This is a genomic window from Syntrophomonas erecta subsp. sporosyntropha, assembly GCF_055395365.1.
In genome coordinates this window covers 1,383,844-1,400,192 of sequence record NZ_AP042459.1, presented here as the reverse complement: position 1 = coordinate 1,400,192, position 16,349 = coordinate 1,383,844, and the positions used below count along the sequence as shown (strand labels likewise).

The 16,349-nt window shown below is 43.8% G+C and carries 17 protein-coding genes; 5 read left to right on the top strand and 12 right to left on the bottom strand.

Annotation, left to right across the window (positions count from 1 at the left end):
- Nucleotides 1-43 precede the first annotated feature (43 nt).
- The 12 genes from ACZ5Q0_RS06830 to ACZ5Q0_RS06775 all read right to left on the bottom strand — a co-directional run bounded on the left by ACZ5Q0_RS06830 (nt 44) and on the right by ACZ5Q0_RS06775 (nt 11,087).
- The gene (locus ACZ5Q0_RS06830; RefSeq protein WP_446818758.1) at nt 44-985 is read right to left on the bottom strand and encodes a transketolase family protein; all 942 of its coding nucleotides are present in this window, start codon (nt 983-985) and stop codon (nt 44-46) included.
- Nucleotides 986-1,117: 132 nt separating this feature from the next.
- Nucleotides 1,118-1,876, bottom strand: a complete 759-nt coding sequence (locus tag ACZ5Q0_RS06825) for a transketolase (RefSeq protein ID WP_464827295.1) — start codon at nt 1,874-1,876, stop codon at nt 1,118-1,120.
- Between the two features lie 89 nt (nt 1,877-1,965).
- Nucleotides 1,966-3,082, bottom strand: a protein-coding gene (gene prfB, locus ACZ5Q0_RS06820; protein ID WP_446818760.1) for a peptide chain release factor 2 whose coding sequence is annotated in 2 segments (ribosomal slippage) — nt 1,966-3,012 and nt 3,014-3,082 — 1,116 coding nt in all. Because the reading frame shifts where the segments join, the coding sequence is not laid out codon by codon here.
- Between the two features lie 391 nt (nt 3,083-3,473).
- Nucleotides 3,474-4,310, bottom strand: coding sequence for an OmpA/MotB family protein (locus ACZ5Q0_RS06815; protein WP_446818761.1), 837 nt, complete (start codon nt 4,308-4,310; stop codon nt 3,474-3,476).
- A gap of 4 nt (nt 4,311-4,314) precedes the next feature.
- A complete protein-coding gene (locus ACZ5Q0_RS06810; RefSeq protein ID WP_447182296.1) occupies nt 4,315-5,106 on the bottom strand; it encodes a flagellar motor protein in 792 nt (263 codons plus the stop codon).
- Entirely contained in the window at nt 5,106-7,598 is a 2,493-nt protein-coding gene (gene secA, locus ACZ5Q0_RS06805; protein ID WP_447182295.1) for a preprotein translocase subunit SecA, read from the bottom strand. The genes ACZ5Q0_RS06810 and secA overlap by 1 nt, the downstream gene beginning before the upstream one ends.
- Before the next feature lie 103 nt (nt 7,599-7,701).
- On the bottom strand, nt 7,702-8,244 hold the full coding sequence (gene hpf / locus ACZ5Q0_RS06800) for a ribosome hibernation-promoting factor, HPF/YfiA family (protein ID WP_447182294.1): 543 nt from the start codon (nt 8,242-8,244) through the stop codon (nt 7,702-7,704).
- 415 nt (nt 8,245-8,659) lie between these two features.
- Entirely contained in the window at nt 8,660-8,947 is a 288-nt protein-coding gene (locus ACZ5Q0_RS06795; RefSeq protein WP_446818765.1) for a zinc-ribbon domain containing protein, read from the bottom strand.
- Nucleotides 8,948-9,150: 203 nt separating this feature from the next.
- Nucleotides 9,151-9,636 (bottom strand): hypothetical protein, encoded by a 486-nt coding sequence (locus tag ACZ5Q0_RS06790; RefSeq protein WP_446818767.1) that lies wholly within the window; start codon nt 9,634-9,636, stop codon nt 9,151-9,153.
- A 39-nt stretch (nt 9,637-9,675) separates the two neighbouring features.
- Entirely contained in the window at nt 9,676-10,119 is a 444-nt protein-coding gene (flgN, locus tag ACZ5Q0_RS06785) for a flagellar export chaperone FlgN (RefSeq protein WP_446818768.1), read from the bottom strand.
- Nucleotides 10,120-10,125: 6 nt separating this feature from the next.
- Entirely contained in the window at nt 10,126-10,545 is a 420-nt protein-coding gene (gene fliS, locus ACZ5Q0_RS06780; protein WP_446818769.1) for a flagellar export chaperone FliS, read from the bottom strand.
- A gap of 158 nt (nt 10,546-10,703) precedes the next feature.
- Entirely contained in the window at nt 10,704-11,087 is a 384-nt protein-coding gene (locus tag ACZ5Q0_RS06775) for a flagellar protein FlaG (protein WP_446818770.1), read from the bottom strand.
- A gap of 206 nt (nt 11,088-11,293) precedes the next feature.
- Between ACZ5Q0_RS06775 and ACZ5Q0_RS06770 the strand changes: the two genes are divergently transcribed.
- The 5 genes from ACZ5Q0_RS06770 to ACZ5Q0_RS06750 all read left to right on the top strand — a co-directional run bounded on the left by ACZ5Q0_RS06770 (nt 11,294) and on the right by ACZ5Q0_RS06750 (nt 16,231).
- The gene (locus ACZ5Q0_RS06770; protein ID WP_464827082.1) at nt 11,294-11,986 is read left to right on the top strand and encodes a TetR/AcrR family transcriptional regulator; all 693 of its coding nucleotides are present in this window, start codon (nt 11,294-11,296) and stop codon (nt 11,984-11,986) included.
- An 88-nt stretch (nt 11,987-12,074) separates the two neighbouring features.
- A complete protein-coding gene (locus ACZ5Q0_RS06765) occupies nt 12,075-13,151 on the top strand; it encodes an HlyD family secretion protein (RefSeq protein ID WP_446818774.1) in 1,077 nt (358 codons plus the stop codon).
- Nucleotides 13,148-13,888 (top strand): ATP-binding cassette domain-containing protein, encoded by a 741-nt coding sequence (locus tag ACZ5Q0_RS06760; RefSeq protein ID WP_447182293.1) that lies wholly within the window; start codon nt 13,148-13,150, stop codon nt 13,886-13,888. Before ACZ5Q0_RS06765 ends, ACZ5Q0_RS06760 begins: the two co-directional genes overlap by 4 nt.
- A complete protein-coding gene (locus tag ACZ5Q0_RS06755) occupies nt 13,881-15,038 on the top strand; it encodes an ABC transporter permease (protein ID WP_447182292.1) in 1,158 nt (385 codons plus the stop codon). Before ACZ5Q0_RS06760 ends, ACZ5Q0_RS06755 begins: the two co-directional genes overlap by 8 nt.
- The gene (locus ACZ5Q0_RS06750; RefSeq protein WP_447182291.1) at nt 15,035-16,231 is read left to right on the top strand and encodes an ABC transporter permease; all 1,197 of its coding nucleotides are present in this window, start codon (nt 15,035-15,037) and stop codon (nt 16,229-16,231) included. The genes ACZ5Q0_RS06755 and ACZ5Q0_RS06750 overlap by 4 nt, the downstream gene beginning before the upstream one ends.
- The last annotated feature ends 118 nt before the right edge of the window (nt 16,232-16,349 follow it).

Genomic DNA, 16,349 nt, shown 5'->3' with positions numbered 1-16,349 from the left:
CCACCATATGGTGGTTCTACAAAATGATTGTAAATTCCTTTTTTTATCCCTGCTTAATTTGTAATAACTTATAGATATTTTGTACAATATGGCCAACTGTCAGTTCATAGTGCTCTAATAGCTCATCAGGTTTACCCGATTGTCCGAACTGGTCGTCTATTCCCATACGAAGTACTGGTACGGGACAATACCGGCTGGTTACTTCACAGACTGCACTGCCTAGGCCGCCTGTAATGCTGTGTTCCTCAACGGTAAGAATAGCACCCGTGTCCTGGGCCTGCTGGATAATAAGTTCCTCATCAATAGGCTTGATGGAAAACATATCAATTACGGCCACTTCGATACCTTCAGCTGCTAAACGTTCGGCAGCTTCCAGTGCTTTAGAGACCATAATTCCACAGGCTATAATCGAAGCCTGCCGCCCTTTACGCAGGGTAATACCCCGGCCAATTTTTATATTATCAGTATTATTATGAATTACAGGTACCGCCGGTCTACCTAGCCGTACATACACCGGGCCCTGCCATTTATAAGCCTGGAATATCGCTTCCCGAGTTGCTATTCCATCAGCAGGAACCAGCACACACATATTAGGCATACTACGCATTAAAGCAATGTCTTCCACGGATTGGTGGGATCCTCCATCCTCACCCACAGTAATTCCAGCATGGGAAGCGCAGATTTTAACATTTAAACGGGGATAGGCAATGGAGTTACGCACCTGTTCAAAAGCCCGCCCGGTAGCAAAAATAGCAAATGAGCTGGCATAGACCACTTTCCCGGTAGTAGAAAGCCCGGCCGCCATCCCCATCATATTCTGTTCAGCTATCCCGGCATTGAAAAAGCGTTCCGGAAAAACTCCAGCAAAATTGGCCGTTTTAGTCGACTTGGAGAGGTCGGCATCCATCACAACAACATTATCATATTGACGGCCCAACTCCACCAGGGCCTGTCCGTAAGCATCTCTCGTAGCTTGTTTCTCCAAACCTGTATCCTCCCTTTTCACCAGTCACCATATTCAGGGACGGTCCCTTTTTACGCACTTGGAAACAGCATGGATATTCATAACATAACCCACCAACACAAAGTTCTAAACCCATCCATATCCAAAAGCGCCTTAAAAATTATTTATTTCGGCCAGAGCCCTTTTAACTTCATCGGCTTTAGGAGCAGTTCCATGCCACTCAGCCTTATTCTCCATAAATGAACAGCCTTTACCTTTAATAGTACGGGCTATGATAGCAGTAGGTTTTCCCTTCGTATTCCGTGCGTGATCTAAAGCCTGCATAATTTCGTTTAAATTATGCCCATCAATCTCTACCACTTCACACCCGAAGGCTTTGAATTTATCTGTAACAGGCCGGGGAGACAAAACATCATCAATCCGGCCGTCAATCTGCAGACCATTATTATCAACAAAAATAGCCAGGTTATCCAGCCGGTAATGGGCCGCTGCCATGACCGCCTCCCATACCATTCCTTCTTCTATTTCGCCGTCCCCTAACAAGGCATATACCCGGTAGGCTTTATTATCCATACGTCCCCCCAGAGCCATACCTACCGCCCAGGATATTCCCTGTCCTAATGAACCGGTGGAAGCTTCTACACCCGGCAGTTTACGCATATCAGGATGCCCCTGTAAAGGACTGCCTAAGCGGCGCAAGGTCATAAGCTGTTCCCTGGGGAAATAGCCTTTTTCAGCCAGAGCCGCATATAAAACTGGAGCGGCATGACCTTTGCTGAGGATAAAACGGTCCCGGTCCTCCCAATCAGGCCGCTTAGGATCAATATTCATTTCCGCAAAATAGAGACAGGCTACAATATCAGCTGCGGAAAGTGACCCCCCTGTATGCCCGGATCCGGCTTGACCCAGCATTTCAATAATGTCCCTGCGTATGCTGCGTGCTTTTTCCTGCAGGTTTTCAATTACTGTTTCATTGCTTTCTTTCACTGTCATCCTCCTGTTTACCCGGCATTTTCCATAGCCGCCTTCTTTTGATGCAGGTAAGCGTAAATAAACTCATCCAGTTCTCCGTCTAAAACGGCCTGGGCGTTGCCTATTTCTATGCCGGTACGATGATCCTTAACCAGAGTAAACGGGTTTAAAGTATAGGTACGGATCTGGCTTCCCCAGGCAATTTCCTTATATTCTCCCTTAAGCTTTTGCAGATTATCCTCCAGCTCCTGCTGTTTAAGTTCATAGAGCCTGGCTACCAGGATCTTCATGGCCGCTTCACGGTTAGCATGCTGGGAGCGCTCATTTTGGCATTGTACTACAATTCCCGTGGATATATGGGTTATGCGTACAGCCGAGTCAGTTTTGTTAACATGCTGCCCACCGGCCCCACCTGACCGGTAGGTATCAATGCGCAGGTCTTCGGGACTGATATTAATTTCCACTGCATTACTAATTTCCGGCAGTACCGCCAGTGATGCAAATGAAGTATGGCGGCGTCCGGAAGAATCAAAAGGCGAGATACGGATTAATCGGTGTACGCCTTCCTCACACTTAAGTTTCCCATAAGCAAATTTCCCTTTAACTAAAAAGGTAACACTTTTAATACCCGCTTCGTCCCCATCCAGGCAGTCCATGATTTCTACAGAATAGTCACCATTCTCAGCCCAGCGGGTGAACATACGCAGGAGTATAGAAACCCAGTCCTGGGCCTCTGTCCCGCCTGCTCCGGCATGTAAAGAAACTATAGCATCTTTATCATCATGCTCTCCAGAAAACAAAATACGGAGCTCATATTCCCTGAAATCCTTTAGCAAAACCCTGAGATCATGGAGAGTTTCTTCCCATAATTCCGGTTCATTCTCCTGTTCTGCCATTTCCAGAACATCCTGGATATAACAGGCCGTTCCCAGCAGTTCCTCATAAGAGTCGACCTCATCCTTAAGGTCACTAATGCTTTTCAGGATTTTTTGGGCTGACTGATGGTCATCCCAAAAAGTAGAATCCAGAGTCTTTTTCTCCATTTCCTCTATCTGTTTTTTTAAATTATCGATGTCAAAGAGAAGCCCTCATTTCATTCAGGCTGGTAATAATTTCGTTACAGGTTTCCCTGGGATTCTCAATCAAAATTAATGTCCCTCCTCCTTTTCAGCCTCCCGGCTGGTACATGCCCCCTGCCACTGCAAAAGGTACAATATAAAGTTAGCAGAAATCCAGGTGGCAATGCAACCGGTACTGGTATTTCTAAGCCTGATCTTCCTGCTCTTAAATGGCAGGATTACGCTGAACATTAGTTAATTATGGTGATGCGATCTGTTATATTTTCTATTTCACTAACCTTCGCCCTGTACCAGTATTATAAATAATAGCTAAAATCCTTGGCCCGGGAAAAATTACAACATTTCCCCCCTGATTATTAAAACCTTTCCCATAGTATTGCCCTATTTAGATTTATTTCCACCGGTAAAGTATTTGGGAAGGCTGTGGCTGTGGTCAAAATGAAAAGAGAGTAGCCAAGCTACTCTCCAGGATCCACATCAGTCTTAGAGGAAGGTTCAAAGTAATCATATTTCTTTTTCAATATAACAATATCCACTCGCCGGTTCATAGCCCGGTTAATACTGCTATCGTTAGGTACTAAAGGACGGTACTCCCCATACCCAATTACCGAAAGCTTCTCGGCAGGAAGCCCGGCATCTTCATTAAGCACATGAACCACATTACTAGCCCGCAGCACTGACAATTCCCAGTTAGACGGGAATTTATTAGTACGTATAGGCAGATTATCCGTATGTCCTTCTACCCGTATATAGTTTGGTAAATGACTTAAAGCTCCCCCCAACTGGCGAATCAGTTCACGGGCCTGAGGGGTCAATTCATCCGAACCACTGGCAAACAGCAGGGTATCCTTAAAACTAATCACCAGGCCTCGTTCCTGTTCGTAAACCATTATGTAATCCCCTAACCGGGTAGTACTCCCCCCCTGGGCCTCAGCCTGGACCGCCTCCATATCTTTAGTCCTGATAAACTCAGCGATAAGCTCTTTGACTTCCTGCAGCTGCCCCTGATTAGCCGGTGCAGACCCTGCTCCTTCCGGAGCCAGCTGTCCAGAGATACCTTCAACCATGGAAGGCCCCTGGGTTTCCAAAACTGACATCGACTGCCCGGTTAAAACCAGGCTTAAGGAATTTGCCACTGCGGAATATTTCTGGACATCAACCTGGCTCATAGTATACATAAGGATAAAAAAGATCATCAGCAGGGTAATTAGATCGGCATACGTTATAAGCCACCGGTCCATGCTGCCGCCTTCATCACTATTCTTTTTTTTACGCCTGCGCCGTGAGCCGGCCATATGTTCACATCCTTACTGCTTCGCCTTGTTGTTGCCCCTGGCTTTGTCTTGCCTCCGGTGGCAGGAAAGTTAACAATTTTTCCCTTATAACCCGGGGATTCTCCCCTGCCTGGATGGAAAGCACCCCTTCTAAAACCAGTTCCATCAGCAATACTTTTCGTTCTGCCTTGATTTTGTTTTTAGTTGCAAAGGGTATCCACAATACGTTAGCAGAAGCCACACCATAAAGGGTGGCCAGGAAGGCTACCGCTATAGCTCCTGCTAACTTGTCCGGATCAGCCACATTACTTAAAACATGTACTAACCCCATAACTGTACCGATAATTCCCATGGTAGGAGCAAATCCTCCCATGGTCATAAACACTTCATAACCTATTTTTTCATTGTTCTCAAAAGCTTCTATTTCCATTTCCAGCATGTTACGGGTCAGATCAGGGTCAGTCCCATCAATGACCAACTGTAACCCCCGGATTAGAAATTGATTATCGATTTCTCCTAACTGGCTTTCCAGGCTCAGCAACCCTTCTCTCCTGGCCTTATCAGCCGTTTCCACCAGGGAATCTAGTACATTAAAGTAATCCACCTTTTTTTCCACAAAAACCATCTTAAAGAAATAAGGCATTTTTTTAAGCTCATCCATGGTGTAACTGAGTATGGTGGCTCCAAATGTTCCTCCAAAAACGATCAGGGCCGCAGTTTCAACCACCAGCATGCCCAGATGTCCACCTTCCAGCAGGAAGCCACCAATCATACCCCCTAACCCCAGGAGTAATCCTATCAGAGTTGCCAGATCCATTAGCTAACCCCTCTCCCACAACATTTCTTGTATTTTTTACCGCTTCCACAGGGACAAGGGTCATTACGTCCGATCTTTTTGCCAACCCTTACCGGTTTCTTCTCGGTTTCCTCGCCCTGATTAACAATTATCTTACGTTCTTCAGGCTTTTCAACTACTTTAACCCGCAAAATATAACGTACCACGTCTTCCTTAATAGAGTAGACCATGGATTGAAAAGCATCATAAGCTTCAAATTTGTATTCAACTAAGGGATCCTTTTGCCCGTAGGCACGCAGGGAAATACCATTACGCAGTTGATCCATAGCATCAATATGATCCATCCATTTTTCATCAATAATGTGGAGCATAACAGCTCTTTCCAACTCGCGCATGGTCTCGCTACCCAGTTCCGCTTCCCGTTTCTCATAATAAGCATGAGTACGTTCGGTTAATAATTCGCTCATATCCTCGCGGGTCATTCCTTTAAGGCCTTCCTCAGTAAAATCAATGACCGGCAGGATATGCTGTCCTACATAACTTATCAGCCTGGGCAGATCCCATTCATCAGAATATTTTTCCTCACCAGCAAAGCTGGCTACTACCTGTTCAACCACATCATCAATCATGGCTGCGATAGTATCTTTCAAGTTTTCACCATACAGCACCTTACGGCGCTCGCCATACATAACTTCCCGCTGCTGGTTGATTACATCATCATATTCCAGTACATTTTTACGGATACTGAAGTTACGACCTTCTACCTTTCTCTGGGCATTTTCAATAGCCCGGGAAACCATTTTATGTTCGATAGGAATACTATCATCCATTCCCAGGCGGTCCATAAGCCCTTCGATATTGGCCGACCCAAACAGGCGCAGCAGATCATCTTCCAGAGATACATAAAACCTGGATTCGCCCGGGTCCCCCTGTCGACCGGAACGACCCCGTAACTGGTTATCAATACGCCGGGCCTCATGCCGTTCCGTACCCAAAACATATAAACCTCCCAGTTCCTGAACCCCTTCACCCAGTACAATATCAGTACCACGACCAGCCATATTAGTAGCAATGGTTACCGTACCCCTCTGCCCAGCCTGGGCGATAATCTGGGCCTCTTTTTCGTGAAACTTGGCATTCAAAACCTGATGAGGTATACCCTTTTTCTTAAGCAAATCGCTTAGTATCTCAGACTTTTCTATAGAAATGGTACCTACCAGAACTGGCTGTCCCTTACGATAGCGCTCCCCGATGTCTTCCACAACTGCATTGAATTTCCCTATTTCCGTACGGTAGATTACATCAGGAGCATCCTCACGCACCATAGGTTTATGGGTAGGTATAACTACTACATCCATACCGTATATCTTGCGAAATTCCTCTTCTTCCGTTTGAGCTGTACCCGTCATTCCAGACAGTTTATTATACATACGGAAATAATTCTGGAAGGTGATAGTAGCCAGTGTCTGGCTTTCTTTTTCAATTTTAACCCCTTCCTTAGCTTCAATAGCTTGGTGTAAACCATCACTGTAACGCCGGCCAAACATTAAACGCCCGGTAAACTCATCCACAATAATGACCTGATCATCTTTAACCACATAATCCCGGTCTCGTTTCATTAAACAGTGGGCTCTTAATCCCTGGTTAACATGGTGGGCAATCTCCATATTCTCCGACAGGTTTTCAATGGCAAAAAAACTTTCCACCTTTTTTACCCCCTCTTCAGTGAGGGTAACCAGGTGCGCTTTTTCATCAACTTTATAGTCAGTTTCATTCTCCAGCCGGGGCACAAACCGGGCTATCTGATAATACAGGTTGGTAGGTTTGTCCCCCTCTCCGGAAATAATCAAAGGAGTACGGGCTTCATCTATCAAGATGGAGTCCACCTCGTCAACGATGGCATAATTCAGCTCGCGCTGCACCATATTTTCCGGACTTACCACCATATTATCCCGCAGGTAATCAAATCCGAACTCATTATTAGTTCCATAAACAACATCACAGGCATAGGCATCTTTACGTTCCTGGTAATTTAGGCCGTGTATAATCAGGCCTACACTTAAGCCACAGTACTCATATACCGGACGCATCCAGTTGGCATCACGTGTAACCAGGTAATCATTGACCGTCACGATATGCACACCCTTGCCCTCTAAAGCATTAAGGTAGGCCGGTAAAGTTGCCACCAGGGTTTTACCTTCACCAGTCTTCATTTCCGCGATACGGCCTTCATGGAGTACCATTCCGCCAATCAATTGCACGTCAAAATGCCGCATACCCATGGTACGGCGTGAAGCCTCCCGCACTAGAGCAAAGGCCTCTGGTAATATATCGGATAAATCCTGACCATTCTTTAGCCTCTCCCGTAACTCCTCTGTCTTTGAGGGAAAAGCTTCGGCCGGTAAATCCGTAAACTGTGCTTCTAAAGAATTAACCTGATCAACAATTTTCCGCAACCTTCGTATATCTTTTTCATTATCATCTAACAAATTTTTAACAAAATTCCTGAGCATTCCCTTCGACTCCTTTTCGTTAAAAAAGAGGAACCTGAGGTTCCTCATAAAGACAATGGTTCATTTTTTAATATTATCACTAAGCCTATCTGGGTTCAACTAATCAAAAATTAGGCTCTATCAGACCATAATCGCCATCTTTACGCCGGTAAACTACATTCACCTCTTCACTTTCCGAGTTAAAAAAGACGAAGAAGTTGTGTCCCAGCAGGTTCATCTGCATAATGGCCTCCTCTTCGTCCATAGGCTTTAAAGCAAAGCGTTTGGTACGTACTATTTTGAATTTCTCAGGCCGGTGCCCGGCTTCGATTTCCTGTTTGGCTTGCTCAGCCAGGGCTTTCTTTAGTCCTACCCCACGGTTACTACGGTATAACTTGGTTTTGTATTTTTCGATCTGCTTTTCTAGTTTCTCTACAACCATATCGATAGAAGTATACATATCATCGGTGGCTTCTTCACCCCGTAGTATAACTCCATTCAGGGGAATGGTAACTTCCACTTTATGCCCCTCGCCCTCCACAGCCAGGGCTACCTGTGCCTCCTTTGCATCTTCAATGTATTTTTCTAATTTGGAAAGCCTCTTAGTGGTATAGTCTCTTAATGCATCCGTGAGGTCAATGTTTTTACCTCTAATTACCAATTTCATGTAACCACTCCTTTCCCGGTTGTATATATCTTATTCTACTTCATGCCAAGAAAAACCTCTAACCATCATTTGGCAGCAGCGGCATGACAACGCTGCTTTTCCCCCCCTAGGGGGGGGGTTTTTTGAAATATCTTTATATTTTTAGTACGTAATTTTAACCTTTTCCTTTCACCTGGCCATCCACTTCAACCTATTTTTTATAAAACAACTTTCAGAATAATTAGACGAAATATAGCTAAAGCCATCCGCTAACCCAATTATATATAAAACATACTAATTCGCTTGGAAACCATCCTGCGCTTAAACCTAGTTTTTCACAATACCCTAATAAATATTGCCCCAAAAATACAAAACCGGGCCTGTTATAACAAGCCCGGCATTATTTACATCTACATCGGCTACAATTAAAACGTTTTTACAGTGCCTCTCTCTGTGCCTGGAAGCATTCCTGGCAGTATACAGGTCTTCCATCAACAGGTCTAAAAGGAACTTGAGTATCTGCTCCACACCTGGCACATACGGCCGGGAACATCTCTCGTGGAGCTCTGTTGCCACTGCGGTTGTTGCGTCTGGCTGTCCGGCAGTCTCTGCAACGTTTGGGTTCATTTTCAAACCCTTTTTCATGATAAAATTCCTGTTCACCCGCGGTGAAAATGAACTCCTGCCCACAGTCCTGGCAAACCAATGTCTTGTCTTCGAACATACTGAAAAGATCCCTCGCTTTATTTGGATATTAGCCGGGAGGTTACCTAAAAAAGACTAAATCGTCCTACCGACCCGTAGCCTTAATTATAAACTTCACCTAATAAAATAGCAAGGAATATGCTGATTCCTTGCTAAAATTAACACTTTACTAAAATATTCTTCCCTATTAGATTATCTCACCCTTCATATTTCATAAACAATTTAAGTCAAAGGAGGCTTTTTCATGGCTTCCCTATATGCCTGACTAACCTGTTGTAAAGATTTCGAACTAGCCTCTCTGGAACTGGGAACCACCACCTGGCTAAATAATACTTGATTTTTCTGATCATCAGCAAGAATATCCGCCAGAAGATTACCCAGCTCAGCTAGTACCTTTTCTACTTCCCGGTAATCATGATCGGTAATATGAATCTTAATACCCGCCAAGGTAAATTCTTCTATATTTACCTGTTGGCACAGTTTTTCCTGCAGTTTATGATTAAAACGATTTAGTTCAGAAATCTGCTCCATCAGTTCCTGTCTTTTTAGCAAAATATTGTTTAGATCAGACCTGGAAGTCTCCTGCCCACCTGCTGCTATTTTTTCCAACCAAGCGAGCTGCTCAGTTGCCAGGGACTTCATCTCCTGGTACAAGCCTAACTGCTGATGAAAATTATTAATAATATTTTTAAACAAGCTGTCTTCCATTTTTTTATCCTTCTTTATATCATATCAACTTAGTTTGACTTATTTTTTCTTATCGAAAAACCAGGCCTCATCCTGGTGGTCAGAACCGGTATAAGCATTTACCGCCTGATGAGTTTTTCGCTGCCGGGTTAATTTTTCCCCGGTATCCTCCATCAATACCTGCAGGAGTTCCTGACAACGCTGATTTATCTTTTGAATACCGGTCATGGTATCCTGCAGGTAGTCAACCGCCTTACGCCACTCCTGATCAGCAGCTTTGCCAGGCGTAGACTCCTCTACAATCCATTCTGATGAACCACCAGTTAACTGGTTAATCTGTTTAATCAATACCTGACGCTGCTCAATTAGTTCCTGCAGTTTATAAATCTCTTCCTTATTATTTTGGGCTTTGATAATAACCTCTAACTGCTGCTCGGTAATAGCCAGCATTTTATCATAGACAGCTTGCACCTGGTTTATTAACTTTCTATCCGGCCCATTCATAATTTACTAACCTCTAACATTCAGACCGCTGGCCGGGGTGGGCTGTATTCTGCTGCGTGTCTGGTTTATAACCTGGTTCCAGGTATCCCGCAGCTCAGTTAGTAATTGATAAACTTCTTCCAAAATAACTTTATCCTTGGCTACATTTGCCTCGACTAAGCGTCGGTATATATAATCATACAGACTTAATAAGCTGTTAGAAATTTCATAATCCATATTTAGAGTAGACATTAATTCAGTAATTATATCCTGTACCCTGATAATCTGATTGTGCGCCTCACTAAAATCCTTTTCACCTATAGCTTTTTGGGCATTTTTAAGGTATTTCATAGCACCGTCATATAGCATTAGTAATAGCTTTCCTGGAGCTACTGTCTCTACACTAGTCTTTTTATACACATTATAAGCTTGTGCTTGAGCGTTCATAGGCAAATATCCTCCCCCCGTAGTATCTCTATGGGCATTATCGTTTAGTGAGCCTTTTTCCTTTAGTCTTTAATGACTAATAGCCCGGGACTACCCAGGACTATATAGCCCCTATTTATATTTTTAGCAGTAATCCTGATGGCGCCTGATGGTTATTATTAGACCACCTTATCAACTAAAATCCCCAGTGCCTTATCCAACATATCCTGGACCTTGGCGGAAAAGTCCAGTAGGTAATCGGGCGGAATTTTCCGGATCACCTCCTGAGAATCAGTATCCACTACCCTCACCTGATAGCGCCCACTCTCCTCGTGCAACTGGAATTCCAAGTGAAAGTTGGAGATCTTTACGGTACGATTAGCAATATCTACTGCCTCCTTCAGAGCCTCTACACCTATTGGAGGAGCATTTTTCAGGTCCTCTACTCCTACCCGGGGATGATCTGCCCCATTAGGAGCCGATTCTGCAGCAGGACTTCTGGTGCCGGTTTCTACTTTGCCCGACAAATAATCATAGGTCATCCCTGGTCCTTCGACCCGCACATTCATTCGCCTCCTGCCCTAGTTTAGTTTGTTAGTATAAATATCGTATTTTTGTATTCTATCCTTTAATATGTATTCCCTTTCGCAAGGATTTTACCGGGACAAACCTATACTGGTTAAAACCAGGCATTAATTTCCCTCTGCCGACTAAATCTTCCGTTTTCCCTATAAAACCGGGCTATAATAACTTTGACAAATCTTTTTTATTGGCTATACAATACATTATGGAACTGCTCAGTCACTTTTTAGACTCATCAGTAAAAGGAGTGCCTATCGTGGAACTATTAAGAGATAAGGGTAGACAGTTTAAACAAACCATAATAGCTGAAGCTGCTTATGAGCTCTTCATCACTTATCCTTTTGAATCTGTAACCGTAGATGATATAGCAGAAAAAGCTGCCTGTGGTAAAGGAACCTTATACCGCTATTTTTCCAGCAAAGATCAAATCCTGACCTTTGTAATTTCGGCTCGCCTGGAAGATGTAACCGGAGCTATAGAAGCTCAGTGTTTAAATAACAAAAATACTCTTCTGGCTATTAACAACTATTTTACCCTGCAATATTCTTTTTTTCTAAAAAACAGCCGGCTTATGTCCTCCTGGCTGCGCAGGAGCCAGGATGCTTCTTTTAGTAATGAATTACTGGAAGAGGTTAATAACCGCCTGGAAAACAAGCTTAAAATGGCATCCACTTTGTTAGAACGTGGTATGAAAGAAAACATGGTCATCACAGTAGATAGTCATGAACTAGCCCGGCTTTTGGAAAATATCATCCGCGATTCAACTATAAGTTTATTTGCAAACACTACGCGAGGGCATGATCCCGAACGGGTACTGAAGTTGATTAAGATCATAGTCAGCGATGGAATCCTGATCAATAATTCTATCGCAGACCTGTAGGGGAAGGAGGGAAAATCAGTTTCGTTAACCCGTTGACTAATTATTACCTTCTTAATTTACAGTATTAGTGGAGTATGGAGGAGATCGTATGTCGGCAGATGCAATGAAATTAAGCCAAAACAAAAAGAAATTTGTTCTAGTCACATTTATGGTGCTGATTTTTATTTCTGTTCTTATTTTCGCCGGATATTTTTATAAACAGCAGCGTACTACCGCCAGCCAGCGAGATAGCCTTACTGCAGTAGGTACGATAGAGGCTACTACTGTCATGGCCGCTTTCAAAGTTCCCGGTAAGATTGATGCTCAGTTTGTAGAGGAAGGTAGCGAAGTCGAAAAAGGTCAACAATTAGCCATATTAGACAGCCGGGAAATAGTGGCTAAATTAGCTCAGGCCCGGGGAGCTCAGCAAGCTGCCATAGGACAGAAGGATCAGGCTCAGGGTGCTATCCCCCTTACTGAACAAACCATCGAAGCTGCAGTTCAACAGGCTCAATCCATGGTAGAAAAAGCCCAGGTAGGAGTCCGCAATGCTGAACAAAATCTGCAGCGGGTGGAGGAGCTTTACGAGAAAGGAGCTGCTTCAGCCAGCCAGTATGACCAGACCAAAAACGCTTATGACGCCGCCCTTAATGATCTGCGGGCTGCCGAAGGTAAATTAAATGAAGCTTTATCCGCCCGGCATAAAGTAGCAGTAGCCCATTCTCAATATGAAGCTGCCTTAGGCCAGCTTTCCCAGGCGGAAGGAGCCGTCTTAGAAGCAGAAGCCTATATGGAAAATACCTTACTTACCTCCCCTATTGCCGGTTTTATAACCCAAAAGTTTTTAGAACCGGGCGAAATGGTTAATGCTGGGACCCCTGTTTTTGAAATATCCGACCTTAAGCATACATATGTAAAAGTCTACATCGATGAAACCAAAATAGGTCGGGTCAAGTTAAACCAAACTGCCCAGGTTAAAATAGCAGCTTTTCCGGATAAAGTTTTTACGGGCAAAGTAGTCTGGATCAGTGATGCAGGTGACTTTGCGGTTCATAAGGCCGTAAATGAACAGTATAGTCATGATATTCGTTCCTTTGAGGTTAAGATTGATATCCCTAACCCCGACCTGCTTTTAAAAACTGGCCTGACTGCTGTAGTAACCATTGAAGAGGAGAAAGGTAAATGAAACTAGATACCGAACACCCGCCCGCCATCATTACAGTTACTGATCTTATTCAGAACTATGGCAATAAAAGAATCTTAAACGGGGTAAGTTTTCAATTATATGAGGGGGAAATCCTGGGAATTTTCGGCTTAAGGGGTACGGGGAAGACTTCTTTACTTCATGTTGTTGCCGGTATGGAACGTTTTGTTTCCGGATCAGTAGAAGTCCTGGGTCATAAAGTAGGTAAAAGTCAGGGTTATAAAGATCGGCTTGGTCTGGTAACCCAAAAAAGAAGCCTGTTTCAGGATTTAAATGTTTATGAAAATTTAGACTTTATATCAGCTATAAAAGGGCGTGGCAAAAAGGCCATTCCCGACCTTATCGAGAGGTTGGAATTAGAAGCCTACCTAAAAGAACCGCTAAAACGTATTGATATAGGGATTTACCAGCGGGTGGCCCTGGCCTGTGCCCTGCTTAATGACCCTGATCTACTCATATTAGATGAAATAATCCGGGATATCGATCTGGAGTCCCGGACCATTATCCTCCGGGAAGTAACCCGCTTTTTAGACGCAGGACACTCCTGTATATGCGCTTTTGGCAGTGTAGAATATGTACCTTATATGAATAGGATTTTATGGCTGGATCAGGGTGTTGTCACTGAATATACACCTAAAGAAGCCGTTCAAACCTGGAAAAGGTTATATAACGAGCTTTTCGATCGAATGGCCCAACTAAGCGGTGAAATTAATGATTAGAAAATATTGGTACATATTCAAACGTGAGTTTACTTTTATGTGGCGGGATAAAGGTCTACGCTATGTGCTTTTAATCGGCCCCTTTCTGGGCATACTTATTTTTAGCCTGGTTTATAAAGCCCAGATATTAACTGACATTCCGGCCGCTATTGTAGACCTGGATAGATCCACCTATAGCTGCGATCTAATCCGAAATTTTGCATCTACCCAGAATATAAAAGTAATAAGCCAGCCGAATACATATCAGGAACTGCAGGAAGCTATAGAAAAAGGTCAGGTCGTTATAGGACTGGTAATTTCCGAAGACTACGGCACTAATATAAATAAAAACCAGCCGGGAAAAATCGCCATGATTATTGATGGCAGTAATATGATTTATGCGGTAAATGCTACTACTGCTGTTCTGACTGTTACCCAGACAGCCGGTGCCCAGGTTGGTGTAAAAACCCTGCTGGCCCAAGGCATAAACCCAAAAGATGCCGCAAATGCCTTCCGAATGGTGGATTTCCGGGAAGAACCCTGGTTTAACCATTCATTAAACTATGGCCATTTTCTAGTCTTAGGCCTGGTACTTAACATCTGGCAGCAATGCTGTATGCTGCTAGCCGCTATGACTGTTATTGGGGAAAGAGGGTTACCCAGCTGGGTACACTTCAAAATGTCCCGTATATCTAAACTAGGGCTTTTCGCTACTAAATCGGTAGTCCATATAATTATTTTTATGGCTCTGGTGACATTAGTCTACCTGATTAGTTTTACTATATTAAAATTACCGATTAATTGCAGTCTGCCCCTTTTGCTTTTCTTTACCCTGGGATTTGCGGTAGCACTGCATAGCATGGGCACATTTATGTCTAGTGTAGCCCGAACTGCCTCTGATTCCAGCCGTTTAGGACTGGCAATTGCAGTACCAGCCTTTGTCCTTTCCGGGTACACCTGGCCACTGGAGGCTATGCCAACCTTTTTGGCTAAAGCTGCTGCCTGCCTGCCCCAAACCGGGTTTTTCCAGGGAGTAGTCATATTAACTATGAAAGAAGGCGGCTGGGCAGCAGTATCCCACTTCTTTACCAGGTTTATAATTTTTGCTATAGTAGCCTATTTGCTCAGCATAGCCGCTACTGCCTGGTTTGAAAAGGAGGCGAACATATGAACCGCATTCTAAAAATCGCCTATTATGAAATTATACATATCTTAAAGGATCCCATCGTAACCCTGATTGTCTTTCTGGTTCCGACTATGTACGCCTTTCTTTTCGGCTGGGTTTACATGGCCGGTACCCTTAATAACATACCAGTAGCGGTAGTTGATCAGGACCGTTCCGTACTAAGCCGTGAACTGATTACCTCTTTTTCTAATACTAACCACTTTAATGTGCTTCAGAGTATGGACAGTTATGAGGAATTTGAACAGTTGATGAAAAAGGGAGAAATTAGGGGAGGTATCGTTATCCCCCCGGATTTTTCCGAAAAGATCACCGCTAAACAGGGCAGCTCCGTCTTAACCATTTATGACGCTTCTAACCTGGTATGGGGTTACAATATACGGAAAAATGCTTTACTGGGGATTACTCAATTCCGGGTAAAATACCTGGCCCAGTACTTAGCTGGTCAAGGTTATACAAAAACCGAAATAGCCAATATAGCTGATGCGGTAAGTTGTACTACCAATACCTGGTACAATCCGACCTATACTTATATCAATTTCTTATACATGGGTATTATATTCATGGTAATACACCAGATAGGATTACTGGGGGTTACCCTGACGGTAAACCGGGAAAAAGAGGCTAACACCTGGATACAATACATCAGCAGCTCCATCAGCAAATTCCACCTGGTGCTGGGAAAATGCTTGCCTTATTGGATAATGAACTTTTGCAATTTTGCCCTGCTTTTATTTATCAGTAACTATTTTATTGGGGCCAAAATTGAAGGAACTATACCCGTAATACTGCTTCTAGGGTTTCTTTATATAACCACCATTACCTTTTTAGGCTTTTTTATATCCCTGTGTACGCCTAACTCACTACAGGTTAGCCGGTACTTAATCCTGATTTCTATTCCCTTGTTCCTGATGTCAGGCTATACCTGGCCGGCCTACCTGATCCCGGACAGTATTAATTTCATAGCCCGGCTATCCCCATTTACCTGGATGGCTGAAGCCTTTAGAGCAGCTACTTTAAAAAATGTTAGTTTATCTATAATTGCTCCCCATATTATGGTACTGACCATTATGACGATTGTATCCATCATATTAGCCTTTTGCTTCCGCAAAGACATGCGGGTCAAACCTATCACCGGTCCTTATGTAAATGGGGGAACTAAATTCCCCAGCCGTATCTAACTTTTACCCCGGTATTTTTCCTGCCCCTTACCGGCTTGAAAATACCGGGGGTTCCTTTTCCTTGGTCAAGCGGAAACGGTTGGGAGTGACCCCTTCTTGGTGGACAAAATATGGACGG

Excerpts from the sequence above, each read along its gene's own strand:
- ACZ5Q0_RS06825 (WP_464827295.1), bottom strand. The coding sequence starts at position 1,876 with ATGCTGGGTCAAGCCGGATCCGGGCATACAGGGGGGTCACTTTCCGCA.
- ACZ5Q0_RS06765 (WP_446818774.1), top strand. The coding sequence starts at position 12,075 with ATGTCGGCAGATGCAATGAAATTAAGCCAAAACAAAAAGAAATTTGTT.
- secA (WP_447182295.1), bottom strand. The coding sequence starts at position 7,598 with ATGCTCAGGAATTTTGTTAAAAATTTGTTAGATGATAATGAAAAAGAT.
- ACZ5Q0_RS06790 (WP_446818767.1), bottom strand. The coding sequence starts at position 9,636 with ATGGAAGACAGCTTGTTTAAAAATATTATTAATAATTTTCATCAGCAG.
- fliS (WP_446818769.1), bottom strand. The coding sequence starts at position 10,545 with ATGAACGCTCAAGCACAAGCTTATAATGTGTATAAAAAGACTAGTGTA.
- ACZ5Q0_RS06795 (WP_446818765.1), bottom strand. The coding sequence starts at position 8,947 with ATGTTCGAAGACAAGACATTGGTTTGCCAGGACTGTGGGCAGGAGTTC.
- ACZ5Q0_RS06750 (WP_447182291.1), top strand. The coding sequence starts at position 15,035 with ATGAACCGCATTCTAAAAATCGCCTATTATGAAATTATACATATCTTA.
- flgN (WP_446818768.1), bottom strand. The coding sequence starts at position 10,119 with ATGAATGGGCCGGATAGAAAGTTAATAAACCAGGTGCAAGCTGTCTAT.
- hpf (WP_447182294.1), bottom strand. The coding sequence starts at position 8,244 with ATGAAATTGGTAATTAGAGGTAAAAACATTGACCTCACGGATGCATTA.
- ACZ5Q0_RS06755 (WP_447182292.1), top strand. The coding sequence starts at position 13,881 with ATGATTAGAAAATATTGGTACATATTCAAACGTGAGTTTACTTTTATG.
- ACZ5Q0_RS06810 (WP_447182296.1), bottom strand. The coding sequence starts at position 5,106 with ATGGATCTGGCAACTCTGATAGGATTACTCCTGGGGTTAGGGGGTATG.
- ACZ5Q0_RS06815 (WP_446818761.1), bottom strand. The coding sequence starts at position 4,310 with ATGGCCGGCTCACGGCGCAGGCGTAAAAAAAAGAATAGTGATGAAGGC.
- ACZ5Q0_RS06760 (WP_447182293.1), top strand. The coding sequence starts at position 13,148 with ATGAAACTAGATACCGAACACCCGCCCGCCATCATTACAGTTACTGAT.